The sequence below is a fragment of the Myxococcus llanfairpwllgwyngyllgogerychwyrndrobwllllantysiliogogogochensis genome, assembly GCF_006636215.1.
GTDB lineage: Bacteria > Myxococcota > Myxococcia > Myxococcales > Myxococcaceae > Myxococcus > Myxococcus llanfairpwllgwyngyllgogerychwyrndrobwllllantysiliogogogochensis.
This window is the reverse complement of the sequence record NZ_VIFM01000165.1, coordinates 1-25,943: the sequence shown is the minus strand read 5'-3', so window position 1 is coordinate 25,943 and position 25,943 is coordinate 1. Positions and strand designations below refer to the sequence as shown.

The following is a 25,943-nucleotide window of genomic DNA, read 5'->3' as shown; positions in this document are numbered from 1 at the left end:
GCCCCCAGCCGGGCAACCCGACGCCCCGCTTGTTCCGTCTGCCGGAGCACCAGGCCGTCATCAACCGCATGGGCTTCAACAACCACGGCGCCGCCGTGGCCGCGGCGCACCTGCGCCAACGCGACTGGCGCCCTGGCCCGCTGGGCATCAACGTGGGCAAGAACAAGGACACGCCGCTGGAGCGGGCGGTGGACGACTACGTGGCGTGCGTGGACGCGCTCGCGCCCCTGGGCGACTACGTGGTGGTCAACGCCTCGTCACCCAACACGCCGGGCCTTCGCAAGCTCCAGGAGCCCGAGCAGCTCTCCGCACTCCTGGGCGCGGTGCAGGAGCGTCTGGCCTCCGTGGCTCCGGGCAAGCCGCTGTTCCTCAAGATTGCCCCGGACCTGACGCCCGAGGCCGTGGACGAAGTGGTGGACGTGGTGCGCGCCCAGCAGCTCGCGGGCCTCATCGCCACCAACACCACAGTGGCACGGCCCTTCGAACATCCGCTCGCGAAGGAGGCCGGCGGCCTGTCCGGCGCTCCCGTGCGGGAGGCCGCCAACGCCGTCATCCGCCGCGCGTACCAGCGCTCGGGTGGAGCGCTGCCCATCATCGGCGTGGGCGGCGTCTTCACCGCCGAGGACGTCTACGAGAAGCTGCGTGCGGGAGCATCCGTGGTGCAGGTGTACACGGGCTTCATCTACGAGGGGCCGGGCATGGTGCGCCGCATCCTCCCCGCCCTGTCCGCCCTGCTCGCGAGAGATGGCTTCACGAGCGTCACTCAGGCCATTGGCGCGGAGCACCGGAGCGCGGGGACGCCCGCTTCCTGAAGGCCGGGGCTCGCCCTGGGGGCGGCCCGTCGGCCGGGGCCCTTCGTCTCGCGCCACGGTGGTGGGGACGAAAAGGGGCCCGACAAAAAAGTGAGCGCTCGCCGGCGCCTTGGAGTTTCACCGGCGAGCGCCCCGGGCCGTCTGACTGGGAGACGGGCCTCGAAAGCTATTCCTGGACGGTCAGCGAGCCACCGACGGTGCTCACTTCCACCTCGTGGGTGCCCGCGCCATAGGTCTTCTTCCGCGAACCCAGGGCGACGCTGCTCCCGTTGAAACTCCCCCCTACAGAGCTGAATTCCACCTGCGCGTCCGCTCGCTCCGGCAGCTTCAGCCGGACGTTGCCCGACACCGTCGTGATTTCGGTGTCCTCGAGCTTCCGGGGAGCCAGTACCACCTCTCCCTCAACGCTACTCACCGACAAACGTCGCTCCGAGCCGTTCACTTCCACACGGCCGTTGACGGTGGCGTGCTTCTGCGGCCCCGTCACGCCCTTCACCACCACCGCCCCGTTCACCACCGACACTTCCAGCTCCGACGCGCGCGGCACCTTCACCGTCAACCGCACCGTGCCCTGGTCCGCCCGGCATGACTGCTGCCGTTCCGCACACGGGCCACAGCACACCCTCGCCCGCACCGCGTCACCTTCCTGGGTGACTTCGACCTCCAACGGCTTCCGGGAATTGTCGGGGTTTTCCGGAACCGCCTCGATTACCACAGTATTCCCGTCTACCGCATCTACGCGGACCGCGCCATTAACATTGGAAAGATGGACCTGGGGAGTTCCATCCGTGTCGAACTTCCAGGTCTGCGTCGTCGGGGCGGCGGAGGCCAGCACGGCCAGGAGGGGCAGCAGCATGAAGGGTGCTCCGAGGTAGGGTGTGAACACCCCACCTACGGACGAGCCGGCGCCCCATTGCCGGCCAACGACGCGAAGTATCCACGCCGGTCTGACATGCCCTCAGGGGCCGTGGACCACGCGTTGATACAGCGCGTCATGGAGGCGGATCAGCCGCTCCAGGGACAGCTCGCGGGCGACGAAGTCCCGGGCCGCGCGGCCCATGCGCCTGGCCTTCTCCGGGCTCGAGAGCAGCTGGTTGAAGGCCTGCGCGAGCTGCGCCGGACGCTCGGCGGGGACGACGAGGCCGCGCTCGCCGTCGCGGACGAGGTCGGTGTTCCCCCCCACCCGCGTCACCACCATGGGGAGGCCAGCGGCCATGCCCTCCATGACGGCGTTGGACATGCCCTCCGCGCTGGAGCACAGCACGCCCAGGGTGGCGCGCGCGTAGATGGCGGCGACGTCCGTGCGGTGCCGCAGGAAGTGCACGGTGTCCGACACCCCCAGCTCCGCGGCCAGCTTCTCCAGGCTCTTCCGGCGGGGCCCGTCGCCCACGAGGAAGGCATGCAGCGGCGTGCCTCCGTGGTGGAGCATGGCGAGCGCCAGCAGCAGGTCCTCCTGACGCTTCACCGGGTGGTTCATGTTGGCGACGTGGACGATGACGGGCGCGTCGCCGGTGTCGGGCAGCGGGGACTTGAGGCCCTCGCGCATCCGCGCGTCGAAGCGGGCCAGGTCCAGGCCGTTGTGGATGACGGAGACGCGGGAGGCGGGCAGGCCCTCCTCTTCCACCAGCATCCGGCGGATGGCCTCCGCGTTGGCGACGACGTGGTCCGCCATGGCCGTCAGCCGCGAGTGCACCGCGCGCCGCGCGCTGCCCTGCCAGTGGGACAGGTCCAACCGTCCGACGATGACCTTGGTCCCCGCGAGCTTCGCGGCCGGCACGGCGATGAGCGTGGAGTAGAAGTCGTGCACGTGGACCAGGTCCACGCGGTTGGTCTTCAGCCACCGGGCCATGCGCATCACCTGGTACGCGGTGTTGGCCTGCGCGACGGAGCCCTTCAGGGGAAACGTCTCCGCCACGTAGCCCAGCTTCCACACCGCGCCCATCAACGGCCCCGCGTCCTCCAGCACGGAGACCTGGAGCTGGTAGCTGGGGGGAAGGCCCCGCAGCAGCTCCAGCACCTGCACCTCCGTGCCGCCAATGTGGAACGACCGGGTGAACTGCACCAGGCGCAGTGGCCTGGCCCCCATCTTCACGTCCTCACGCCGCATGTCCCGACCCCTCCCACGCCCCCACGGGCCCGACAGGCGCCTGTCCGTCCGGGATGCCCACCGTCTCCGTCACCTCCGCCGCGCGGGCGATGCGGTGCGCCGCGGCAGCCAGGCCGAAGAGCACGTAGCAGTGAGCGGAGAGGATGTACCCGGAGAACAAGTCACACGTCAGGTAGCCCGCCACGGACGCGGACAGCGCCCGTGCAATCCAGCCCACCTCTCGACTGCGTGATGCGGTGAAGGCGCCTCCGGATGCGCCTCCCGCGAACATCATGAAGAGCGCCAGGCCCACCCAGCCCAGCTCTCCCACGACGTCCAGGAAGATGTTGTGCGCCACGTACGCGCGCCGCGCTTCTGGAGGCGCGTACTCCGCCCACGCGTAGCGGAAGCTGCCCGCGCCGACACCCAGCAGCGGCCGGTCCAGGCTGATGCGGCTGGCCACCTGCCACGCGTAGACGCGGCCCATCGCGGACGCATCCTCGTGGAAGGCCGCCACCGTCTCGTTGCGGGCCCAGAAGCTCTCCGGCGCGAAGACGAGCAGGCCCATCACGAAGAGCGCGCCCACGACGATGGCCTGGATGCGGCGCTTCTCACGGAAGGCCCACAGGCCCATGGCGACGGACAGGCCGATGAAGCCACCGCGCGAGTGCGACAGGACGATGGCCACCACCGCCAGCACCGCCGCCAGCAGGCACGCCACCCGCCACACCCAGGGCGAGCCCTTGCGGGCCACGAAGGCCACCGCGAGCGGCACCACCAGCACCAGGTTCATGGCCATGTGGTTCGGGTCCGCGTACACGCCCACCCAGCGCGCGCGGAAGCCCTCCACCAGGTTCTCCCCCACCACGTACCAGTTGATGACGCCAATGGACGTCACCACGGAGGCCAGGACAATGGACCCGCACACGACGGCGAGCCTGCGCCCATTGGAGATGACGTTGACGACGGTGAGGTAGATGGCTGTCAGCTTCAACAGCTCCATGCCCGTGTAGCGGGCCACCTCCGCGTTCACCGCCCACGACACGGACAGCACCGCCAGGCAGGAGAAGCCGATGAGCCCCCAGCCCCGCGCGCCATCCAGGTAGAGCGGCTCCGCGCGCCCCAACCTCCGAATCACCATCAACCCCGCGGCCACCACTGACGTCAGCAGCGCCAACCGAAGCGGCGCCAGCACGGGGATCCACTCACCCGGCACCGCGTACATCACCGCGGCGAATGCGGTCAGCGCATAGAAGGCCCACACGTCACGGCGCTGCCCCTGCTCTCCCGGCACCATGTCCCTCCTCCTCTGGCAGTTCACGCGCGTACACCTTCGCGTGCGCCACGCAGTAGCAGAGGGCGTGCCAGGGTCCGGGCTCGCAAAGGCCCGGATCTCCACAGGCCGGAAGGCCCCCGGAAGCCGGAGGCCCTCCCGGACTGAAAAAGCTACGGCACCGGGTGGCTCTCCATGGGCAGGACTTCGGACGCGACGGGACTCCACTTCGCGTCCTCCAGCCACGCCGCGCCCAGCTCCGACAACAGCCGCGTGAGCGTCACACCCACCATGCGGCGAAGCTCCGCGCGAGCCTCCGGGGCCACCGCGCCCTCCAGGCCCGACAGGGCGCGCACGGAGGCGGAGTCGAGCAGGCGCGGGGCCTGGGGGGTGCCCTCGAAGAGGCGCTGGCCCAGCTCCACCGTGCGGCCCAGCGGCACCGGGCGGGCGTCCGGCCGGGCCTCCAGCACCGCCATGGCGACCACGGCGGCGAAGAGGCGCTCCACGCCAAGTGTCTCCAACGGAACACCGAAGCGGGCCACCGCCTCGAGCGCGGACTCCGGCGTGCCACCCAGCACGCCCCGGAAGACCTCCACCTGGGCCTCCGCGCGCGCCAGCACGGCCTCGCTGGCGGCGACTTCGCGCAGCGAGCGGAACGGCACCGGCTCCGCGCCCTCCACCTTCAGCGCGCGACGGGGCCGCTTGCGGCGCAGCGCCTCCAGCGCGGCGGCCTCCTCCGGCAGCACCAGCAGCACGCCGTCCACCACCGCTCCGGGCGACTTCGCCAGCCGGTCCGCGCGGAACTTGAGCTGGAGCGTCAGCGTGAAGCCCGTCTGGAAGATGCGCCGCAGGGGCGTGTCGCGCAGCACCTCGGTGGCCTGCGAGGGGTCCGCCCCCGTCAGGTGCTCCAGCCCGAGCGAGAGGTAGTCCCGCACCATCTCGCCGACCCGGCGCACGGCGTCCAGGTCGCCGGGGTCCGCGAGCTCCGCCACCAACGCCGCGTTGGCCACGCCCGCCAGTTCGTCCTCCGCGTTCTGACGTTCGACCTCCGTCAGTCCCCGGAACGCCGCCGCCAGGTAGTCCACGTGGCCCTGGGACGCCGTCAGTGCCGCCGGGGTTGACGTACTCGAGGGCCGACGCGACGGAACGTCCACGCGGCTGAAGAGCGCCATCGCGTCCTCCAGCGTCGGGAAGCCCAAATCGAGCAGGCGCGCCTTGCGGAACTGGAAGGCCGTCTCCTCCAGCTCGGCGGGAACCTCCCAGCGCACGGCCTCCAGCAGGCGCACGGCCTCGAAGGGGTTCTCCGCGATGAGGTCGGTGACGAGCGCGCGCACCGCGGACATCTCCGCGCCCTCGGCCTTGATTTCGACCAGGTAGCGCCCCTCCGGAGTCTCCAGCGTCACACCCTGCGGGTTGACGTCCGGGTTCTCCTCCAGGTCATGCACGGCGACCAGTTCGTGCAGCAGGTACTCGAGCACCTCCATGTCCACCGCGTGCAGCTTGCGCAGGAACTCCGGGGTGTCATCGAAGCCGCCGCGCGCGGCGCGCAGCCACGTCAGCACGGCGTGCGAGTCCAGCTTGTCGCGCTTCCACGCGCCCAGGTCCACGAAGGCGCGGAACTGGCCGGGCGACGCGAGCTGCACCAGCTCCGTCGCGTCCTCGAGCCCCACTTCCTGGATGGTGACGTAGAGGCTCTCCGGAGGCAGGGCGCGCACCAACGCCTGTGCATCCGCTCCCTCCAGAAGCGCGTCCATGCGCCTCCGGGGTGACAGCCTCATCAACTGCTGCTGCAACTCGCGCAGGGCGAGCTGCGAATCCCTGCCATTACCCTTGCCGTTCTCGGAGGACACGGCGCCGTGCCTACCACAGCGCCTCCCTCGTCGGGAGGGGAACGCCACGGAGAGCGGCGACTAGACGATGGAGCCCCGGGGTACCGGAGCCTGGGCTCAAACGCGCGAGGCCTTGCCGAAGGTGTCCAGGAGCGCGCCCCAGACCTCGTCCACGCCCCGCCGCTCCGTCGAGGAGAACGGAAGAATCGCCTCCATGGGCAGGTCCAGCTGACGCGACAGCTCCTGGAGCCGGGGCAGCGTCTTGGCCTTGGTGAGCCGGTCGATCTTGGTGGCCACCACCAGCACCTTGCGCTTGTGGGATTGCAGATAGTCGAGCGTGGCCAGGTCATCCGGCGTCGGGCCGACCTCCGCGTCGATGATGCTCACCACCACTTCGAGCCGATGCCGCTTCTCGAGGTAGGTGGTGATCATCTGCTCCCACTGGGCCTTGTCCGCCTTGCTCGCGCGGGCGAAGCCGTAGCCCGGCAAGTCACACAGGCGCACCTGGTGGCGGAAGGTGCCGCGCTCCAGGTCCACGTCGAAGAAGTTGAGCGTCCGGGTACGGCCCGGGGTGTTCGACACTCGCACCAGCTTCTTGCGGCCGGTGAGGGTGTTGATCATGGAGGACTTACCGACGTTGGAGCGGCCAACGAAGGCCACCTCGGCGGTATGTCCCTGCGGGTAGCCCTTGGGCTCCACCGCGGTGACGACGAAACGGGCGTCCAGAATCTTGATCAATCGACTATTTCTTCGCGGTGGAGGGGGGAGTGGCCGGGGCCTCGGTCCGGGCCGCGCGACGGGCGCGTTCGGCCGACCAGTGGTCGATGGCCTTGAGCGACTCCTTGAAGTCGAACGGCCGCAAGGAGGGCGAGGAGGCGTCGTGGCAGGAGCGGCACTGCTTCTCGGACGGGTCCACCAACCCCACCAGGCGCGCCAGCTCCGGGTCCTTCATCACGTACTCGGGCGAGTAGTACTGGCCGCCGCCGTGACATGTCTCGCAGCTCACACTGGCCTGCGTCTGCGCCACCTGGTCCGGTGAGTGGCACGACAGGCAGCGGCCGTCCTTCTGCTGCTGCTCGGAGAGGGAGCTCACCGCCCGGGCGTGCTTGGACTGCATCCACGCCTCGTAGGCCTCCGGGTGGCAGCCCTTGCAACTGTCAGCGCCGACGAAATCAGCCGCCCCGGCCGCGCCACAGAGGGCCAGCAGGAGGACGGAAAGAATCCTGGAGCCAGGAGCGCGCATGGCTCGCGAAGTAGCAGACCCCCCCGGACGGGGCAAGGCGTCTCGTGGTTGAATGCCCGTCGGAATCGTCCGTTGAAAAGAGAGGGCAGCGCTTGAGCCCCGCCCGCCCTTTCCATTAGGGAGGAAGTCGTGATGAGGACCTTGATTGCGCTCGCCGTGATTGCCGTCGCCTTCCCCGCTGTCGCCAAGCCGTGGCAGGGCGTGGAGCCCGGCGTCACCAAGAAGGACGAGGTCGTCAAGAAGTTCGGCGAGCCCTCGCGCACCGTCAGCCAGGACGGCAAGGAGACCATCGCCTACCTCGGCAAGGAGGCCATCAAGGGCACCAGCCAGGCGCAGTTCAAGGTGGACCCCGGCACCGGACTCATCGAGCGCATCGACGTCTTCCCAGGGCCCGTCATCGACAAGGAGACCATCGAGACGAGCTACGGCCCCGCCTGCCCCTCCGGCCCCGTGCCCTCCGCGCCGTGCTACCAGCGCAAGCTGACGGACGACTTCCGCACCTACTTCCTCTACCCGAAGCTGGGGCTGGCCATCTTCTTCAACGAGGACGGCAAGACGGTGCAGTCGTTCACCTTCACCACGCAGAAGGCCGCGAAGTAGGCCCGCGGATGCACGTCTTCGGACTGACGGGCGGCATCGGTTCCGGAAAGAGCACCGTCACGCGGATGCTCCGGGAGCTGGGCGCGGAGGTGCTCGACGCGGACGTGCTCGCCCGCGAAGTCGTCGAGCCGGGCACTCCAGGCCTCGCCGCCATCGCGGAGCGCTTCCCTGGCGTGGTGGGCCCCGACGGCCGCCTGGACCGAGCGAAGCTGGGCGCGCACGTGTTCGGCAACGACACGGAGCGCGCCGCCCTCAACGCCATCACCCACCCTCGCGTGCGCGAGGCCTTCATGGAGAAGCTCGAGGCGCTGACGGCTCGGGGCGTGGAGCGTGTCATCTACGACGTCCCGCTGCTGATCGAGGCCGGGATGCACGAGTGGATGGAGGGGGTGGCGCTGGTGTGGGTGCCCCGGGACCTGCAAAAAGCGCGGCTGATGGCGCGTGACGGGCTGGATGCGACGGCCGCCGAGGCTCGGCTGGCCGCCCAGCTCCCCCTGGACGACAAGCGGGTCCACGCGACGTGGGTCATCGACAACAGCCAGGACCTGTCATCCACCCGGGAGCAAGTGGAGTCGGTCTGGCGCGCCATGCTCGCGCGCGGCTGACGGGCGAGTATGCTCCGCGCGCAATGAGCGAGACGCGCAAGAAGACCGGTGCTGGGACGTATTTCATCACCGGCTATCCGGGGTTCATCGGCAAGCGGCTGGTGGAGCACATCGCGCGGGAGGACCCGAAAGGGCACGTCTACGCGCTGGTGCAGCCCAAGGCGCTCAAGGAAGCGCAGAAGCACGCGTCCAAACTGAAGGGCGCCACGGTGGAGCTGCTCACCGGCGACGTGGTGGACATGCACCTGGGCCTGTCGGGCGAGGAGTACCAACGCCTGTGCGAGCGGGTGACGGACATCTTCCACCTGGCGGCGGTGGCGCAGCTGGGCGTGGCCAAGGACACCGCGTGGCGCGTGAATGTGGACGGCACGCGCAACATGCTGGAGCTCGCGCGCGACTGCGAGCACCTGGCGCGCTTCAACCACTTCTCCACCTGCTACGTGTCCGGCGACCGCGTGGGCGTCATCGCCGAGGACGAGCTGGACCGTGGCCAGGGCTTCCGCAATCCCTACGAGGAGACGAAGTTCCAGGCGGAGCGGCTGGTGATGCGCGCCAGCTCCACCCTGCCCGTCACGGTGTACCGGCCCTCCAGTGTGGTGGGCGATTCGCGCACGGGGGAGATCGACAAGTTCGAGGGGCCCTACTACCTGGGCATCCTCCTCGTCACGTCGCCGCTGGTGGTGCCGCTGCCCCTGCCCGGCAACGGCGTGGCGCCGCTCAACGTGGTGCCGGTGGACTACGTGGTGGAGGCGGTGTGGCGCTTGTCGAAGGACCCTCGCGCCGCGGGCCGCACGTTCCACCTGGTGGACCCGAACCCGATGAGCGCGCGGCGCGTGTACGAGCTCATCGCGGAGAAGGCGAACAAGAAGCTGCCGCGCTTCAACCTGTCGGCGCGCGCGGCGGACGTCATGCTGCGGCTGCCGGTGCTGGAGAAGCTGGCCCGGCCGCAGCGCGCGGCCATCAGCTATGTGAACCACCTGGCCATCTACAACTGTCACAACACGCTGGAGCTGCTGGACGGCACGGGCGTGCGCTGCCCGCCCCTGTCCTCGTACCTGGACCAGCTGGTGGCGTATGTGCGCGAGCAGTACCGCAAGCGCCGAGAAGGCTCTGAAGTGGATGACCCGTTGGATCAGGGCTCCGCGACGGGGTGAGCGAGCGGGGCCTCCGTGCTAGATCGAAGGGCCTCATGGCACGCACCTTCCAGGTAGGCGATACCTTCACGCACGTCCGCGAGTGCGACCTGTACCGGCCGATCTACTACGCGGGCGCATCCGGGGACTTCAATCCCATCCACATCGACCCGGAGGTCGGCAAGGTGGCCGGCCTCGACGGCGTCATCTTGCAGGGGCTCTGCACGCTGGGCTGGGCGGTGGAAGCCGTCGCCGTCTTCGTGGGAGACCCGGGCCGCATCCGCAAGGTGAAGGCGCGCTTCTCGCGCCCTGTTCGTCCCGAGGATGTCGTGACGTTCGAAGGCAAGGTCACCGCCATCGAAGCGGACCGGCTCACCACGGAAGTCACCGCCACCAACCAGCGCGGCGAGGCCGTCCTCAAGGGCGCCGTCGTCGAAGCCTCCATCGGATAGTCGCCATGGCCATCGACAAGCGCTTCATCGGCCGGGAATACGGCCCGTACACGTACACGATTGGCGCGGAGAAGCTGCGCGAGTTCACCCTGGCCGTGGGAGGCGCGCATCCCGCCGCCGGCACACCGGGCGAGCCGCCTGAGCACGTCAGTCCCCTCCTCTACGACGACACCGCCGCGAAGCAGGGCCCGTACGGCGACCTGATTGCGTTCCCCAGCTTCGCCGTCGTCTTCGCCATCCGCCCGTTCGGCGCGGCCGTCGCGGACCCGGAGCTGGGCGTGAATCTGCTGATGCTGGTGCACGGTGAACAGGAGCTGGAGTTCCTGGACGTCATGCGCCCCGGCGACGTGATGACGACCACGGGCCGCATCGAGAACATCTACGTGAAGGCCGGCAAGGAGTTCGTCGTCGTCAACACGGAGTCGCGCAACCAGCGCGGCGATGTGGTGGTGAAGGGCGTGTGGACGGGCGTCGTCCGCGCGTAGCCGTGGCACGTGGGCTCGGGGTCATTGCCCCCGGGCCCGCCCTACTCCTGGGTGCGCATGAGGGTGTCGACCGCGGCCCTGTCCGCCTCGAGCGACGCCCGCTCCGAAGCCGGGAGCACCAGGGCGTCGAATTCGCGGAGCGATTGATTCGCACGCGGCAGGTCCGCCAGTGCCACGGCCAGCTCGGCACGAGCCACCAGCGCCCGCGCTCGCTCCAGCGGCGTGCCGGCATCGGGCTTCTTCAGCGCGGCGTCGAGGACCTTCGCGGCCGTCGCGTCGTCACTCTTGAAGTCACGCAGCCGCCGGGCGGTCTTCAGGGCCTTGCCCAACAGCGTGGCGGAGTCGTCCTCGTCGTCACCGTAGCCACCAGGCTCGTCGCGACGGATGAACATGACACTGTTGCCGGACGGGTCGACGACGGTGAAGCGCGTCTGCCCCTTCTTCATCCGGGTGATTCTCGGCACGCCTCGCACGGGCACCTTGCCGTAGGTCTTTCGCAGGGCCGCCGCGAAGCCTTCATGCAGCTGCTCGACTTCGTCGACGATGATGAGACAGCAGCTATAGGCCGCCAGCGGGTCCAACCCCTTCACACCGAAGAAGTGGAGCTGGGCCCCTCCACGCCGCGTCGCCGCATAGGGATTCGGCAGACGCTGCTGGTACGTCACCTCGAAGCCCAGCAGGCCGTAGAACTCGAGCGTCGGTTCGAGCGCGACACAGGGCAGCGCCGGAATGCTGGCGTCATGCTTCATTGGGTGTGTGCCTCCCGCGCGACGCGGGCCCAGGAGTGGCCTCGACTCACGCGCGAACACGAAACAACCTGTCATCATGACAGGACCCTGTCAACACACCCAGAAAGGCGCGCCTGCGTGAACCCGGCTTCGAGGGAGGTCAGGCGGCGGCGATGACGCCTTCGTCGAGGAGCTGGGCGAGGATGCGGGCGGTATCCAGCCGCGTCATCCCGGACAGCGAGAAGAGGTCCTCGAACGTCACGGCGCCATCAATCTGCGCGAGCACGAAGCCCGCGCGGTGGTCCAGGCTGAGCCAGATGATGTCGTCCGGCTGGAGGCGCACGCGGGGCACACGGCCCAGGTCGCCCAGCTTCGACTCCAGCATGGCCATCAGCATGCGCTCGCTGCGGATGAGCAGCACATCCACGCGCGGGTCTCCCGGCGCCAGCTCCTGCGCCTTGAACAGCAGGTCCACCGCGCCCGAGTGGTCATCCAGCTCCAGCAGGTCGGCCGCGCCGCGCAGCAACCGCTCCAGCTCGCTCTCCGTGACGGGGACACCGAACTCGTCCGTGTCACCCTCGGGGACGCCGTACTCCTGCGTGGTGGGCTCGTCGCGCGAGAGCAGGTCCAGCACGTCACCTCCTGGTGGAGGTCCGTCGCCCTCTGGAATCAGCACGCTGGGAGAACGCTCCTCGTCCTCTTCGTCCAGCGGATGGCCCTCGCCTTCGGCCCACGCGCCCCAGTCGCCATCCAGCGAGGGCAGTGGCGTGCCTCGCGTGGACGCATCCGCCGATGCCCCCGCGAACGGGCTACTCCGTCCGAATGGGGTCTCCAGCGCGGCCAGGGATTCGCGCGCCCGGACATTGTCGGGGTCCAGCACGAGCGCCCGCTCGAACAGCTTCTGCGCACCCTGGGCGTCGCCACTCAGGCGCAGCCACAGTCCCGCCTCGACGAGCTGGTTGGCGCGCTGGGTGCTCATCTATCGCCCCATGCCACTGCGTGACGGGCCCTTGAGCTGGGTCAGACATCCCGTGAGCAGCTCACACGCACGGCCCAGCGCCCCCACGTCCTCACCCGCGCGAACCTGCCGCGCATGCTCCAGCACCTGCTCCGCGCGAGGCACCGCGTCGGCGGGAAGCCCACCACCCCCGGGCAACAGCCTCGCTCGAGTCAGCGCATCCATGACATCGCGCGCGAGCGAGTCCAGCTCCATGCGCTTGACCTTGAGTTCCTCGGAGATGCGCGCGGCCATGAGGTAGCCGCGCTGTTCGTCCATGATGCGCTTGAGCTCTTCCTCGGTGAGTCCACTGGACGCGGTGACGGTGATGGACTGGCGCAGGCCCGTCTCCCTGTCGCGCGCGGAGACGGAGACGATGCCCTCCGCGTTGATGTCGAACGTCACCTCGATTTCCACCTGCCCCCGAGGTGCCTCGCGCAGACCGGTGAGGACGAACTCGCCCAGCAGCTCGTTCTGGTGCGCCAGCTCGTGCTCGCCCTGGAGCACCATGATCTTCACCAGCCGCTGGAAGTCCTTCGACGTCGCGAAGACCTCCGTGGCCGACGTGGGCACCGTCGTGTTCTTCGGGATGATGCGCCGCACGTAGCCGCCGGCGATGGCCACCCCCAGGCTCTGCGGCGTGACGTCCAGGAGCAGCAGCTCGCCCTCCTGCGCCACCAGCGCGTGCGCCTGCACCGCGGCGCCCAGCGCAACCACCTCGTCCGGATGCACGCCCTTGCACGGCTCACGGCGGAAGTAGCCGCGCACCGCCTCGACAATCTTGGGCATGCGCGACATGCCACCGACGAGGATGACCTCCTTCAGCTCCGAGGCCCGCACACCCGCCTCGCCCAGCACCTCCGTGGTGATGCCCACCACGCGCTCGGCCAGGTCCGCCGTCAGGTCATCCAGCTTCTCGCGGGACAACGCGGCCTGCAGGTGCAGCGCGGCGCCGCCCCCGGGAGGCGTGCTGATGAACGGAAGGTTGAGCTGCGTCTCCTTCACGCTCGACAGCTCCACCTTCGCCTTCTCCGCCGCGTCCTTGAGCCGCTGCAACGCCATGCGGTCCTTTCGCAGGTCGATGCCGTGCTCCTTCGCGAAGCCGAAGACGAGCCACTCGATGATGCGGTTGTCCCAGTCCTCGCCCCCCAGGTACGTGTCGCCGCCGGTGCCCACCACGTCGAAGACACCCTGGTTGATCTCCAGCACGGACACGTCGAACGTGCCGCCGCCCAGGTCCAACACGGCCACGCGGCCATTCACGGTGCGGCTGAAGCCATACGCCAGCGCCGCCGCGGTGGGCTCGTTGATGATGCGCAGCACGTCCAACCCGGCGATGCGCCCCGCGTCCTTGGTGGCCTGCCGCTGGGCGTCGTTGAAGTACGCCGGCACCGTGACGACGGCCTTGCTCACCGGCCTGCCGAAGTGCGCCTCCGCGTCCGCCTTCAGCTCCTGGAGGATCATGGCGCTGATCTCCGGAACCGACATGTCCTTGCCGCCCATGCGGATGCGCAGGTCATCGTGCTGCCCCGGCACCACCTCGTAGGGCAACGAGCGCAGCGCGTCCTGCACCTCGTGCGAGGAGAACTTCCGGCCGATGAGCCGCTTGGCCGCGTACACCGTCTCCTGCGGGTTGGTGATGGCCTGACGCTTGGCGATGCCACCCACCAGCCGCTTGCCGTTCTTGGACACGGCGATGACCGACGGCGTGAGCGCCTGGCCCGTGCGGTTCTTGATGACGACGGGCTGCCCGTCCTGGACGGTGGCGACGATGCTGTTCGTCGTCCCCAGGTCGATGCCTATGAGGGGTTCGGGATCAGCCATGAGAGAGCGTGCTCATCCTAGAACGTCCAGCGCAGCTTCTTGAGCGCCGCCTTGGCCTCGGCATTGTCCGGATCCAACTTCGCTGCATCTTCGAAGACCCGCTTGGCCAGTTTCTTCGATCCCGCGTCGGCGAGCACCCGTCCCAGCAACAAATGGTGCTCGATTCGCCCTCCCTGAAGGTCCACGGCACGCTGTGCCAGGGAGCGAACCTCGCCCACGTCCTGGCCCTGCTGGAGTCCCAGTCTGGCCGCACGGAAGGCGGCCTCCGGGTTCTGCCCATCCAGGGAATACGCCAGCCGATAGGCCGCGAGCGCCCCCACGGTATCGCCGTGCTGCTCCAGTTCCCGCCCGCGCGCCAGCTCGATGGCCCCACGCTGTTCGTCGTGGCGGCGGCGCGCCTCCGTCAGCAGCGTCGTCACCTCGCGGTTCTTCGGGTCCAACGTCTGGACCTGGTGGAAGTCCTGGTAGGCCCGCTCCCAGTCGCCTCGGGCGATGGCCGCCTTGCCGCGCGCCACCAACTCCGACAGCCGCACGTTGCGCGCCATGTACGGGTGCCGAGCGAGCCGCGCCTGCCGCTCCGCCCTGCGTGCCTCCGACTCCGCGTCCTGCACCGGAGGTGGCGTCGACGGGGCGGACGCCTGCAGCGGGGACGAGAGGCGCGCCGGGCGCGGCGTGGGAGCGAAGGGCATCAGCTCCTGGGTGGGATCCATCACCGGCACGGGCACGGGCGCGGGGGTCGCGGCGGCCACGGAAGCCGTCGCGAGCGCCGGGTGCGCCTTGAGGTACGCGTCCCGCTTGTCCTGCTGGGTGAGGATGTTGTGGGCGTCCGTGAGCCTCCGGAAGATGCGCTCCATGCGCGCGCGGAAGCTGCCCAGGTTCTTTCCGAAGTAGCGGTCCGGGTGATAGCGGCGGGACGCGTTGTAGTACGCCTGCTTCACCTCGGCGGCCGGAGCACCGGGGCGCAATCCGAGGACGGCGAAGTGATCCAACCCGTCCAGCGCACGCTCCAGGTCGATGATCTCCTTCTTCCGCTCCGGCTCCAGGTCCACTTCCTCGGCCAGCGCGGCGTCCACCGCGGGAGCGGGCTGGTTCTTCTGCACCACGCGCGCGGGGACGATGGCCCCCTTGGCCCGCAGGGCGAGCAGCACGGCGATGGTGCGTGCTTCACCCAGGGTAGAGCGTGACAACACCTGGTCGATGCGCTCCACCCTGCCGACAAGCGACAGGACGGACGCTTCCTCCGACGAAAGCTGGAGGCGAGCGAAGTCCAGATTGGGCACCGTGGCGATGTGGTCCGTCCGGGCCCCCAGGCCGACAATCGTATTTGGCGCGCTCACAGGACGGTCCACGAATGGGTTGCCGAAAGGTCGAGCCTAGGTTTGGGGGACGCGGGGCGTCAAACACCCAGTGCCCCCGCCCAGGCTCCATCCGGCGGAAAATCGGCCTCAGAGGGCCATCAGCACCCGCTCGATGATGGCGAGGCTCTGATCCAACTCCTCCCGGGTGACGGTGAACGGAGGGGCGAAACGGACCGTCCGCTCACCCGCCGCGTTGCCCAGCACCCCGGCCTCGCGCAGCTTGCCGAGCACCTGGGGCGCCTCCCGGTCCACTTCCAGGCCCACCAGCAGGCCCTGTCCTCGGACCTCGACGACGCGACCCGGGGGCAGCTTGCCCTGAATTTCCCGCAGCCGGCCCAGGAAGTACGCACCCTTGGCCGTCACTTCGTCCAGGAAGCCCGGCTGGCGGATGACCTTGAGGGCGGCGTTGGCGGCGGCGGCGGCCACCAGGTTGCCGCCGAACGTCGAGCCGTGGCTGCCCGGGGACAGGCTCGCGCCCACGTCCTCGCGGCACAACATGGCGCCAATGGGCAGACCATTGCCCAGCGCCTTCGCCATGCTGATGGCGTCCGGCCGGATGCCCTCGCGCATGAAGCCGAAGGGGATGCCGGTGCGCCCCATGCCCGTCTGGATTTCGTCGACGAGGAGCAACAGGCCCTTCTCGTCGCACAGCGCGCGCAGCCCCTTGAGGAAGCCCTCGGGGGCCAGACGCACCCCACCCTCTCCCTGGATGGGCTCCACCAGGATGGCGGCGGTGGCCGGACCCACGGCGCGGCGGACCGCCTCCAGGTCACCGTACGGCACGTGGTGGAAGCCGGCCGGCAGCGGCTCGAAGCCCGCGTGGTACTTCGGCTGTCCCGTGGCCGTGACGGTGGCCAGGGTGCGGCCGTGGAAGCTGCGCTCGAAGGTGATGACCTCGTAGCGCTCCGGGGTGCCCCGGTCCTTCATCACCTTGCGGGCCAGCTTCAGCAGCGCCTCGTTGGCCTCCGCGCCGGAATTGCAGAAGAAGGCGCGCTCGAACCCACTCCACTCACACAGCTGCGCCGCCAAATCGATCTGCGGCTGCGAGTAGAACGCGTTCGACACGTGCCACAGCGAGTCCAGCTGCGCGTGCGCCGCCGCCACCAGGTCCGGATGACAGTGTCCGAGCGCGCACGTCGCCACGCCGCCGATGAGGTCCAGATACTCACGACCGTCCGCGTCCCACACGCGCGTACCCCGACCTTTGACCAGGACGATGGGCTGCTGCTTGTAGTTCTGCAGCAGGTGGCTCTTGGCCTTGGAGATGAGGGTGTCGTTGGAAGTCGAGGCGGCGGCGGAGGGCACGGGCTGCGGCAAGGGTGTCTACCTTCCTTCGTGGTGGGGGGAACGGCTGCGAGCGCGCCATATAGCGCGCTAGAGGATGTAGCGCGACAGGTCCTCATCCTGGACGATGGAACTCAGGCGCTCACGCACATAATTGCCGTCCACCTGGAAGTCGCGGGGCCCCAGCTCACTGGCGGAGAAGGACACTTCGTCGAGCAGTCGCTCCAGCACGGTGTGCAGGCGGCGAGCACCGATGTTCTGCGTGCGCTCGTTCGCCTGCTGGGCGATGCGCGCCAGCTCCGTCACCGCGTCGTCGGTGAAGGACAGGCGCACGCCCTCCGTGTGGAGGAGCGCGGTGTACTGGCGCAGGAGGGAGTTCTTCGGCTCGCGGAGGATGCGGATGAGGTCGTCACCGGAGAGCGCCTCCAGCTCCACGCGGATGGGGAAGCGCCCTTGCAGCTCGGGAATCAGGTCGCTGGGCTTGGAGACGTGGAACGCGCCCGCCGCGATGAAGAGCATGTGGTCCGTCTTCACCATGCCGTACTTGGTGTTGACGGTGGAGCCCTCGACGATGGGGAGGATGTCTCGCTGCACGCCCTCGCGCGAGACGTCCGGGCCGCTGCTGCCCTTGGCGCCCTCGCGGCTGGCGATCTTGTCGATTTCGTCGATGAAGACGATGCCGCTCGACTCGGCGCGCACCACGGCCTCGCGCTGCACGCGGTCCGGGTCCACCAGCTTCTGGGCCTCTTCCTGACGCAGCAGTTGGAGCGCCTCCGGCACGCGCACGCGACGTCGGCGCGTCTTGCTCATGCCCGGCATGTTCTTGAAGAGGTCCTGCAGGTTGACGCCAATCTCCTCCATGCCCTGGCCGGAGAAGCCGCGCATGAACGTCTGCCCGCTGTCGCTCGTCTCCACGTCCACGAACTGGTCATCGAGCGTTCCCGCGCGCAGTTGGGCGCGGAGCTTCTCCCGCTCGGTGTCTCCCAGGCGCTGCGGCGCGGGAGCCGCCACTGTGGAGCAGCTCCATCAGCCGGTCCTCGGCCAGCTCCTCGGCGCGGGGGCGGACCTTCTCCGTCTCCTCCTCGCGCACCAGGGAGATGGCGTTCTCGACGAGGTCGCGAATCATCGACTCCACGTCGCGGCCCACGTAGCCGACCTCGGTGAACTTGGAGGCCTCCACCTTCACGAAGGGCGCCTGCGCGAGCTTCGCCAGCCGGCGGGCAATCTCCGTCTTCCCCACGCCGGTGGGTCCAATCATGATGATGTTCTTCGGGTGGATTTCGTCGCGCAGGTCGTCATTGACCTGCTGACGGCGCCACCGGTTGCGCAGGGCGATGGCCACCGCGCGCTTGGCGGCGTTCTGCCCGACGATGTAACGGTCCAGCTCGCTCACCACCTCGCGAGGCGTGAAGGCGGACGGCTTTCGCGATTCGGCCACGGGGGGCTCCTAGAGCTCTTCGAGGGAGATGTTGGCGTTGGTGTAGATGTCGATTTCGCCGGCGATGGAGAGCGACTCCCGAGCCACGTCCCGCGCGGGCATCTGCGTGTGCGCCATGAGCGCGCGCGCGGCGGCGAGCGCATACGGGCCTCCGCTGCCCACCGCGGCGATGCCGTAGTCCGGCTCAATCACGTCACCCGCCCCGGAGAGGATGAACGTCTTGTCCTTGTCCGCGACGACGAGCAGCGCCTCCAGCCGACGAAGGAACCTGTCGGTGCGCCAGTCCTTGCCCAGCTCCACGCAGGCGCGCGCCATGTTCTTCTGGTGCTCCTTGAGCTTGCCCTCGAAGCGCTCGAAGAGGGTGAAGGCATCGGCGGTGCTGCCCGCGAAGCCGGCGAGCACCTGGCCCTCGCCCAGCTTGCGAACCTTCTTCGCCGTGTTCTTCATCACCGTCTTGTCGAGGGAGACCTGCCCGTCGCTGGCGATGGCGACCTTCCCGTCACGCCGCACACAGAGGATGGTGGTTCCGTGGAACATGGAGCGGGTTTAACAAGCCGCGCCCCGCGTTTCCAAGGAACACCGCCTGCCTGTCCGCTCCCGCACCGTTTCCTCGCGCCAGGGAGCGGCGAGGTGCACCCTCACGCCCGGGGATGGGCCGCGTCGTAGACCTGCTGGAGCTGCTCCCAGCTGACGTGGGTATACCGCTGCGTGGTGGACAGACTCGCGTGGCCCAGCAGCTCCTGGATGCTGCGGATGTCCGCGCCCCCTCCGAGCAGGTGCGTGGCGAAGGAGTGACGCAGCGCGTGTGGACTCACCTTGCGCGCCAGCGCGCACTTCAGCACGTGCGCGTCCAGGTGTCGGCGGATGCTCCGAGGCGTCAGCCGTCCCCCACGGAAGTTGAGGAAGATGGCCTCTGGCGCCTGGCTGGGTTTCGGCTCCGCCAACAGCTCCCCGCGCCGGGCGAGGTATGCCTCCAGCGAGCGGATGGCCTGCGCGTTGACGGGGACGAGGCGCTCCTTGCTGCCCTTGCCCATGACCCGGACGATGCGCCCGCTCCGGTCCACGGCGAGCAGGTCCAAGTCACACAGCTCGCTGATGCGAAGCCCGCCGCCGTAGAGCAACTCCAGGATGGCCTTGTCGCGCAGCCCGAGCACCGTCTTCAAGTCATGCACGTCCAGGAGCGCGAAGACCTCCTCCACCGGCAGGACCTTGGGCAGCGCCTTGGGCAGCTTGGGGCTCTTCACCAGCTTCGCGGGGCTCGCGGGCAGGAGCTTCTGCCGCACCAGGTACTTGTAGAAGGACTTGATGGACGCGAGCCGACGGGCGCGGCTCGCGGGGGCATGGTCCACGCTCAGCGTGCCCAGGTAGCCGCGAATGGCGGCGTGGGAGCCGGCCAGGAGCGAGAGCTTCATCCGCTCGACGAGGTAGCGCTCGTAGTCCACCAGGTCGACCAGGTAGTTGCGCACCGTGTGCGGTGACGACCCCTTCTCGTCCTCCAGGTGGACGCGGAACTTCTCCAGCAGCGGCGAGAGGGTCGTCATGGCGAGGCCAGCGTAGGGGGCCCGGAGAGGCTCGCAAGATTCCGGGCCCCGCGAAACCCCTACTTCGTCGGCACGGCGGGGGCAACGACTGGAACCACGGGCGTCGGCGCGGGCAGCAGCGCGACACACGTGGCGCCTGACAGCCACGCCTTCTCACACATCCACGTGAGGATGGGGTTGCGCACCTGCCAGAGCAGCACGAAGAAGATGAGCGCCCCGAGCCCGAACCGAGCCCAGCCGGACAGCCCCTCCGTCTCGCCATCCTCGTCCTGCTGGGCGAGCATCGCCGGGCGGACCATGTCCCGTCGGTCCACGCGCGCTCCCCGGGGCAGCCTCGGACGCCGGGTCACGAGCGTGGACAGTCCATGCGTCAACATGAGGCGGTCATTGAGCGCCCAGCCGGAGCCCTCCAGGAGCAGCGCCAGATTGCGGCGCCGCAGCTTCAGCCAGCCGAGCAGGCCCGCGGGCGCCATGACGACGATGGCGATGAGGGACGCCGCGGTGATGACGTCCACCATCGTCAGCGACTTCACCTGCGTGACGATGAACGCGAAGGACGAGCCCAACGCCGCCGCCGCGATGCTGCCCGCCGCGATGACTCCCGCGAGCCCACCGGGAGATGGGGCCGGAGCCGCCGCCGGAGCCGCGACGGGAGCGGGCGCCGCCGCCACGGTCTGCGAATACCCCTGCTCCAGCGTGGCGTCGAAGGTCTTCTCCCCCGCCGACGCGAGCCCTTCAATCTTGCCGGTGATGAACGAGGCCATGCGAGTGAAGGGCATGGTCATCGACTCCCACAGCGACACGGGCTGGCGGACGACATGCGTCACCGTGGCGTCGTGCTCCTGGCCATCCACGTCGTAGAAGACGCCGCGCTTGCCCACGACCAAGTCCGTGCTCCGACCGCGAGTGACGGGCACCGCCACCTCGTAGCCGGGCGTGCCGTCCTTGGGCGCCACCAGCACGTAGAGGATGCACGTGGTGCCCTGACTCGTGAGCGCCGCGTGCTCCGCGCGGTTCTTCGCGAGCACCGACAGCGTGTACTTGCGTCCGCCGAGGATGAGCGTCCCCTTCTCCATCAGCGCGGGCGCCTTGGGGAGATAGAGGTTGGGCATGCTGATGAAGTTGTTGGCGAACACCAGCAGCCAGCGCTGGTAGAGCACCAGTCGCTCCAGCTCGACGATGGCGGCCAGCGTGGGCGCCAGCGCGAGGTCCGCCTGACTGGCCACATCGATGGCGTCCAGGTCCGTGAGCGACACGGTGGGCAGCGAGTCGGCCAGCTTGTGCACCGGGTTCGCCTCGCGCTGGGTGAACCATGCGAGCACGGCGTCCGCCTTCGCCACCAGCTCGCGCCACGCCGTGTCCGACAGGCGCTCCGAGTCTCCCGTCACCGGCGCGGCGACGTCGCGACGGAACGACTGCAGCTGCTCATAGGAGGGGCCGCGCAAGAGCCGCGCCCACTCCAGCACGCCCGAGGCTTCCGGCACCGCGATGGGCAGATCCCCCGCCGCCTTGCCCAGCGCGGCCGAGTCACCCAGCGAGCTCTCCACCCGCTCCGCGCGCAGCCTCAAGTTGGCCGCGGCCTCCGGCTGCACCGCCACCAGGCGGCACTGGAGGAAGTAGGTGTCCAGCAGCGGCGCCACCTCGCGGATGCGTCGCGCGCGCGACTCGCTCTCTTCGCCCCATACGAAGACGTCGCCACGCTTGCCCAGATGGGCCAGCAGCGCCTCGCGAGCCTCGCGGAAGCGCTGCAGCATCGGCCGATCCACGCCCGCCTCGCCCGAGCGGTTCTTCAGCTCAGGGAAGGACGCCATGACGTCCTTCGCGAGCGGGCGCAGGGACTCCGGCAGGCGCTCCGGGGCGATGATGCCATCACCGTTCTGCCCCGACTTGCGCAGCTCCAGGTCGCTCGCTCGCACCTGGCCAAGCGAGATGCGCCCCATGTCTGGCGCGCCCACCGTGCGCAGAATCATCTCCGCCGCGGTCCGCAGCGAGGCCGCGTCCGAGGACAGCGCGTTCAAGTCCAGCACGTCACTGTTCGCGTCCGCGCCGCGCCGGTCCTTCAAGTGCTTCGCGGCCCAGGCCACCGCGGCGCGCACCTCCGCCACGCGGACGCGCGCATTGCCGTCCGTGTCCAGGAACTTGAGGAAGGCCGAGTCACAGCTCAGTCCCTCCAGCGGACACGCCGTGGCGATCCACTGCGTCTCGGGAATGCGCGCGGCCTCCACGAGCACATCGAAGGAAGGAATGTCGACCTGGAGCGAGCCGCCATAGCGGCGATAGGTGAGCGGAGTCGAAGTCATACAGGCGGCGGACCTAAGCACACCCGACGTCACCTCGCACGGCTCCGAAGCAGCGTCTCTCCATGAGGCCAGCCGCTCGGCTGTCACGTCGGACCGGGTGTCCCATCACCCGGACGACGGCGCGTTCCAAGCCACCGGAACGACGTGCGCCTGCGAGTGGCGAGCCCCCTGCAATCGACGCGGCGGCACACCTGGCCTCGCACGAAAGAAAGGCAGCCCATGCACGCCGCCGCCGAATACGACGACCGCTTCCACCTGAGCCGCAAGCGCTACTACCAACTGCTCGCGCTCTCCACCCTCTGGTTCACGGTGAACGAGACGCCGCTGCTGCCCGTTGGCCTGCTCTTCGCGCTGCGCTTCGTGGGAGCCAACTACGAGACGACGTTCTTCCACTCCCTGCGCACGGGTCGAAAGGTCGCCCTCATGTGCCTGGGCATGGCCCTGTTCTCCCTGCTCCTCTTCGGCCCCCACGCGGGCTTCAGCGTCGGGCCCGGAGGCGTGAGCTTCCAACTCACTTCTGGGCGGTAGAAAACCCCAAGCAGGACGCGCTGTTACCCGCTATCGCCTTGATTCTCCTCGGGTCAGTCTTCCCGCCCCGTCCCAGCCTGTCCCCCAGTGTGCCGCCCCGTTCCACGCTGGAGGGGCACACTGGGGACACATGGCGGCTCCGTCACTGACTCGCAGGGCTACCAGCTCCGTTCAAGCTTCGTCGTCCGGCAGGAGCATCCGGAGAAGCTCGTCGTCGGGTCCGAGCGGGCGCCAGCCAGCGGGCGGCGGATTGGCGCGCAGCACCTCCCTTGCTAGTCGCACCCGCTCCCTGTGGGTGTCTGGGACGATGCCGGACCAGAGGCCAAGAGCCTTGGCGACCTTGAAGCGGTTGTCGTCATCCAACACGGCGGGCCAACCGTCAGGGAGGCTACCCCATAGCTCGCGCACGAGCTGCCCACGCACCAAGCGGGTCACTTGCTTGCTTCGCACCGCCTCGGCAACCAACCCATCGTACACCTGAACTCCTGCAACGTCGTCCGGACCAAGTTCCTCTGCCAGTGCCACCAACGACGCGGTGGGACGGGCCTCGGCAAAAGCCGTGAGTGAGTCGTAGCCGCGTTCGCGGACGCGCTCATACAGGCGGGCCTTCCAGCTCCCCTGCCACGAACGTCCATCGGTCATCGGCTTCTCCCTTTCGTGAATGTGATCGGGACGCGGTAGGTCTTCATGCGTTCCGCGACGATGTCCAGGACCTGATTCCGCGTCAACAGCCGTCCGGCCTCAACCTCGGCATCCATCAGAGTCTGCATGATCATCCGGTTCCACTCACCGGGCCATGTGCGCCCCAGCTTCCAGTTGCCACCTCCGTGAATCGCTTCGTGGTGGGCCAGCTCCAGTCGGACACAGAACTGGTCAATGTCCATGTCGCCCTTGAAACCGCGCGCCTCGAACCACTCGCGGTGCTCCTTCGGCATGACGTGGTGCTTCGGTGCCTCGGACATGCCCGCTCCAGCTCTATCTGTCACCTGCATGCCGCGCACCTCGGGACTGTCGCCCAGCGCTTCTCGCACGCCCTCGGGCAGGTCCTGGTGAGCTTGCGCCATCATGACCTGACCACCGTGGATGCGGATGGCCGCGCTCACCACGGGAACGGAGAGGACGCCCGCCTGGACGAGCCTGCGCATCATCTCCACCCACTCAGCGGAGACGACGAGCCTCGAGCCGGCCATGACGCCGCCTGAACTCATGACGAGTCCCACGCCGAGCGTCGCGGGGGCGGACGGTGGAAGCCTGGGCATCCCCATCTTCAGCGTGGAAACCATGGCGAGCATCTCCAACACCTGCACCGCTACCATGACCTTGCCGCCTTCCTCCATGGCGGTCTTGGCATCCGCAAGCATCATGTTGAACTCGTGCGTCAGCTCCCCCATCAGTTCGGGCATCGCGAGGGTCGCCGCCTCGACGCGCTCGGGGTCACGAGAGGCGAGGTCCGCCAGCGTGGGCTCCATCAAGCCCTGAACGCGGTGGAGGTCCAGGAACAACTTCTCGTCGCCGCACATCGGGCACTCGCGCAGCAGGACGTCGGAGAGCTGGAGGAAGTCCACCCAGGTGGCGAACAGCAGGGCACCGAACATCGCGGACTGGAGCCGTGGGCCCGCCATGCGCAGGACGGCAAGATCCATCTCCGAGTCCCCCAACTCCGACGCGCCCCCCGCCAGCATCGTCGCGCTTCCGAGGGCGCCGCGAACCCACGCCACTTCATTGGTGCCGTGGTCGAGATAGCGCGTGAACGCTCCCCCACTGAGAGCCCTGCCACTGAACACGGGAGCGCGCTCCGCGAGTTTGGAGAGCATGGCTTCGGCCCCCTTCATCGAGCCTTTCACCTCAGCGAGGGAGTCGAGGAGGGATTGCCGCGCCGAGACGGCTTGCGGGCCCCTGCCTCCGATAGCTCCAGATACGGTGCCAGGTCCAGCGAGCGTCACGGCTGTTCGTGGAGTCCCCTGTCGCCACCGCCGTTGTTCCTCAGCGGGTCCAGCGAAGGAGGACGGGAGGTCAACCGGACCGCGTGCGGACGTGTCGCTCGGCGCATCTCTCCGCGAGGGAAGCGGGGTCACACGAGGCGCCTCGCTCAGCGCTCCACCTCTCCCAGGGGACTGAACCCCTGAGGCGACTCCCGAGGACAGCGACAGCAGCAACACGGCCAAGAACAGGGCGTCAGCGCGCATTGTCCACCCCCATGCCCACCGAGGCGAACGCCCCCGGGCGTAGCGTCCCTTCCTTCGTGGGGAACAGCAGCGTGCCCCCTGTCCCCATCGCGTAGAGCTTGCCGCCAAGGAACCTCCAGCGGACCTCCGTCGCCCCGAGGTAGCGCGCTCCCGGCTTGCCAGCGCCCACTGCGAGCCCCTTCAAGGCCACCTCCAGGCTGCGCGAGAAGAGCTGCATGGCCACGCGCCCGTCGACATCGAAGCGCCCCCACGAGAAAGCTTCCGCGCCGAGCGTCAGCGTGAAGTGCCTGGAGTGACCACCGAGACCGGCTGCATCCCAGTCCACTTCCGCTTCGGTGAAGGCCGAGTAGCCATCCGGAAAGGTCGCCTCCGCGAGAGGCCCGCCGTCAGGCCCCGCTCCCTGGAAGCGCGCCAACTCGTAGTCCGGCCCGAAGAAGCCTTGCCGGAAGCCGCCGTGCTGCCGCCGCCCCTCCAACCGGAGCCGCAAACGGAGCTTCTCTCTCCCCAGGTCGAGCCCAGCGCCCACGACAGCGCCCCACGCGCCATCCGCACCAGGACGGCCTCCCACCCCGACAATCACATGGGCTTCGTAGTCGGGCCGAATCAGGACACCGGTCGTGATGTCCAGGTGCGCCAGCGTCACGGAGGGAGCGCGGCCCCCGGCTCGCCCCCAGTCATGCACTCCCGACAGCGCCAGCGTGTACCGCCCCGCGTATTGGGGCTTACCGAAGATGACGTGCTCCAAGTCCAGGGACAGCTCCGCCCCCATCACCCGCGCGCCCAGCACGTCCGAGGTGAAGGCTTCTGTGTAGAGCGGGCCCAGCTTGCCTGTGAGGACGCCCCCGGCCGGGTGGTAGTCCGGGTTCGTGCGGTTGGAGTAGCGGCGGACCAGATGCCCGGAGAGGAGGCTGTGTTCCTCCAAGGCGCCGACCCACACCCCCAAGGGCGTGTACTCGGAGCCGAACTTGAGGCCGCGAACGAGTTGCCCCCAGTCCGAGAGCGTGTCCCAATCCTCGCGACGCACGAAGGCCGCGCCGTCACCACCGCCCCACATGCGGAAGCGCACGGGAGCGCCCACGTTGACGCCGAAATCGCGGCCACCATCGAGGATGAACGTGGGCTCCACCTGCAAGTAGCCCTCTTCTTTCCCCACGCCACCGCGAGGCAGGAACGCCAGCGTCGTGGCTTCCACGCGCGTCAGGTAGTGCCACTTGCGCGCGGGGGGGGTCGGCGGGGAGGTG

At 68.9% G+C, this 25,943-nt stretch carries 24 protein-coding genes and 1 pseudogene; 7 read left to right on the top strand and 18 right to left on the bottom strand.

Annotated elements, in window-relative coordinates:
- A partial coding sequence (locus FJV41_RS31905; RefSeq protein WP_141646367.1) for a quinone-dependent dihydroorotate dehydrogenase occupies positions 1-812 on the top strand: 812 nt, incomplete at its 5' end.
- Positions 813-978: 166 nt separating this feature from the next.
- Here the strand turns inward: FJV41_RS31905 and FJV41_RS54020 are convergent.
- The 6 genes from FJV41_RS54020 to FJV41_RS31875 all read right to left on the bottom strand — a co-directional run bounded on the left by FJV41_RS54020 (position 979) and on the right by FJV41_RS31875 (position 7,243).
- Positions 979-1,668 (bottom strand): DUF4097 family beta strand repeat-containing protein, encoded by a 690-nt coding sequence (locus FJV41_RS54020; RefSeq protein ID WP_246137557.1) that lies wholly within the window; start codon positions 1,666-1,668, stop codon positions 979-981.
- Positions 1,669-1,770: 102 nt separating this feature from the next.
- Positions 1,771-2,919 carry a spore coat polysaccharide biosynthesis glycosyltransferase ExoK gene (gene exoK, locus FJV41_RS31895; protein ID WP_141646366.1) on the bottom strand — a complete coding sequence of 383 codons (1,149 nt, stop codon included), beginning with the start codon at positions 2,917-2,919 and terminating at the stop codon, positions 1,771-1,773.
- Entirely contained in the window at positions 2,909-4,195 is a 1,287-nt protein-coding gene (exoJ, locus tag FJV41_RS31890) for a spore coat polysaccharide polymerase ExoJ (protein WP_141646365.1), read from the bottom strand. Before exoJ ends, exoK begins: the two co-directional genes overlap by 11 nt.
- 149 nt (positions 4,196-4,344) lie before the next feature.
- Positions 4,345-6,069: a DUF6178 family protein gene (locus FJV41_RS31885; protein ID WP_141646364.1), complete on the bottom strand. Its 1,725-nt coding sequence runs from the start codon at positions 6,067-6,069 to the stop codon at positions 4,345-4,347.
- A gap of 48 nt (positions 6,070-6,117) precedes the next feature.
- Positions 6,118-6,738 (bottom strand): ribosome biogenesis GTP-binding protein YihA/YsxC, encoded by a 621-nt coding sequence (gene yihA / locus FJV41_RS31880; protein ID WP_141646363.1) that lies wholly within the window; start codon positions 6,736-6,738, stop codon positions 6,118-6,120.
- A gap of 4 nt (positions 6,739-6,742) precedes the next feature.
- A complete protein-coding gene (locus tag FJV41_RS31875; RefSeq protein WP_141646362.1) occupies positions 6,743-7,243 on the bottom strand; it encodes a cytochrome c3 family protein in 501 nt (166 codons plus the stop codon).
- 132 nt (positions 7,244-7,375) lie between these two features.
- Between FJV41_RS31875 and FJV41_RS31870 the strand changes: the two genes are divergently transcribed.
- Genes FJV41_RS31870 through FJV41_RS31850 form a run of 5 tightly spaced genes read left to right on the top strand, consistent with a single transcriptional unit; the run spans position 7,376 to position 10,518 of the window.
- Entirely contained in the window at positions 7,376-7,843 is a 468-nt protein-coding gene (locus FJV41_RS31870) for a hypothetical protein (protein ID WP_141646361.1), read from the top strand.
- An 8-nt stretch (positions 7,844-7,851) separates the two neighbouring features.
- Positions 7,852-8,448 (top strand): dephospho-CoA kinase, encoded by a 597-nt coding sequence (gene coaE, locus FJV41_RS31865; RefSeq protein ID WP_141646360.1) that lies wholly within the window; start codon positions 7,852-7,854, stop codon positions 8,446-8,448.
- Positions 8,449-8,471: 23 nt separating this feature from the next.
- Positions 8,472-9,602: an SDR family oxidoreductase gene (locus FJV41_RS31860; RefSeq protein ID WP_174455226.1), complete on the top strand. Its 1,131-nt coding sequence runs from the start codon at positions 8,472-8,474 to the stop codon at positions 9,600-9,602.
- Positions 9,603-9,637: 35 nt separating this feature from the next.
- Complete coding sequence (locus FJV41_RS31855; protein WP_141646359.1) at positions 9,638-10,033, top strand: MaoC/PaaZ C-terminal domain-containing protein; 396 nt, start codon at positions 9,638-9,640, stop codon at positions 10,031-10,033.
- Between the two features lie 5 nt (positions 10,034-10,038).
- Positions 10,039-10,518: an FAS1-like dehydratase domain-containing protein gene (locus FJV41_RS31850; protein ID WP_141646358.1), complete on the top strand. Its 480-nt coding sequence runs from the start codon at positions 10,039-10,041 to the stop codon at positions 10,516-10,518.
- A gap of 41 nt (positions 10,519-10,559) precedes the next feature.
- Here FJV41_RS31850 and FJV41_RS31845 read toward each other — a convergent pair whose 3' ends face one another.
- From FJV41_RS31845 to FJV41_RS31805, 9 genes and pseudogenes are all read right to left on the bottom strand, one after another.
- Positions 10,560-11,267, bottom strand: a complete 708-nt coding sequence (locus tag FJV41_RS31845) for a DUF8817 family protein (RefSeq protein ID WP_141646357.1) — start codon at positions 11,265-11,267, stop codon at positions 10,560-10,562.
- A 139-nt stretch (positions 11,268-11,406) separates the two neighbouring features.
- Positions 11,407-12,225 (bottom strand): hypothetical protein, encoded by an 819-nt coding sequence (locus tag FJV41_RS31840; RefSeq protein WP_141646356.1) that lies wholly within the window; start codon positions 12,223-12,225, stop codon positions 11,407-11,409.
- A complete protein-coding gene (gene dnaK, locus FJV41_RS31835) occupies positions 12,226-14,067 on the bottom strand; it encodes a molecular chaperone DnaK (protein ID WP_141646355.1) in 1,842 nt (613 codons plus the stop codon). It lies immediately after the preceding gene.
- A 17-nt stretch (positions 14,068-14,084) separates the two neighbouring features.
- Positions 14,085-15,404 (bottom strand): J domain-containing protein, encoded by a 1,320-nt coding sequence (locus FJV41_RS31830; RefSeq protein WP_141646354.1) that lies wholly within the window; start codon positions 15,402-15,404, stop codon positions 14,085-14,087.
- 108 nt (positions 15,405-15,512) lie between these two features.
- Positions 15,513-16,742: an aspartate aminotransferase family protein gene (locus FJV41_RS31825; protein WP_141646353.1), complete on the bottom strand. Its 1,230-nt coding sequence runs from the start codon at positions 16,740-16,742 to the stop codon at positions 15,513-15,515.
- 57 nt (positions 16,743-16,799) lie between these two features.
- A pseudogene (hslU, locus tag FJV41_RS31820) lies at positions 16,800-18,147 on the bottom strand (ATP-dependent protease ATPase subunit HslU).
- Positions 18,148-18,156: 9 nt separating this feature from the next.
- On the bottom strand, positions 18,157-18,684 hold the full coding sequence (hslV, locus tag FJV41_RS31815) for an ATP-dependent protease subunit HslV (RefSeq protein WP_141646352.1): 528 nt from the start codon (positions 18,682-18,684) through the stop codon (positions 18,157-18,159).
- Positions 18,685-18,785: 101 nt separating this feature from the next.
- Positions 18,786-19,688 (bottom strand): tyrosine recombinase XerC, encoded by a 903-nt coding sequence (locus FJV41_RS31810; RefSeq protein WP_141646351.1) that lies wholly within the window; start codon positions 19,686-19,688, stop codon positions 18,786-18,788.
- A gap of 59 nt (positions 19,689-19,747) precedes the next feature.
- On the bottom strand, positions 19,748-21,988 hold the full coding sequence (locus FJV41_RS31805; protein WP_181791061.1) for a kinesin: 2,241 nt from the start codon (positions 21,986-21,988) through the stop codon (positions 19,748-19,750).
- A gap of 219 nt (positions 21,989-22,207) precedes the next feature.
- Here FJV41_RS31805 and FJV41_RS31800 point away from each other — a divergent pair, with 219 nt between their 5' ends.
- A complete protein-coding gene (locus tag FJV41_RS31800) occupies positions 22,208-22,516 on the top strand; it encodes a hypothetical protein (protein WP_141646349.1) in 309 nt (102 codons plus the stop codon).
- A 171-nt stretch (positions 22,517-22,687) separates the two neighbouring features.
- Here FJV41_RS31800 and FJV41_RS31795 read toward each other — a convergent pair whose 3' ends face one another.
- The 3 genes from FJV41_RS31795 to FJV41_RS31785 form a co-directional block, all read right to left on the bottom strand.
- The gene (locus FJV41_RS31795) at positions 22,688-23,158 is read right to left on the bottom strand and encodes an NUDIX hydrolase (protein ID WP_141646348.1); all 471 of its coding nucleotides are present in this window, start codon (positions 23,156-23,158) and stop codon (positions 22,688-22,690) included.
- Entirely contained in the window at positions 23,155-24,330 is a 1,176-nt protein-coding gene (locus FJV41_RS31790) for a DUF2380 domain-containing protein (protein ID WP_246137556.1), read from the bottom strand. Before FJV41_RS31790 ends, FJV41_RS31795 begins: the two co-directional genes overlap by 4 nt.
- Before the next feature lie 361 nt (positions 24,331-24,691).
- The coding region (locus tag FJV41_RS31785) for a hypothetical protein (RefSeq protein ID WP_246137555.1) at positions 24,692-25,943 on the bottom strand (1,252 nt) is incomplete at its 5' end.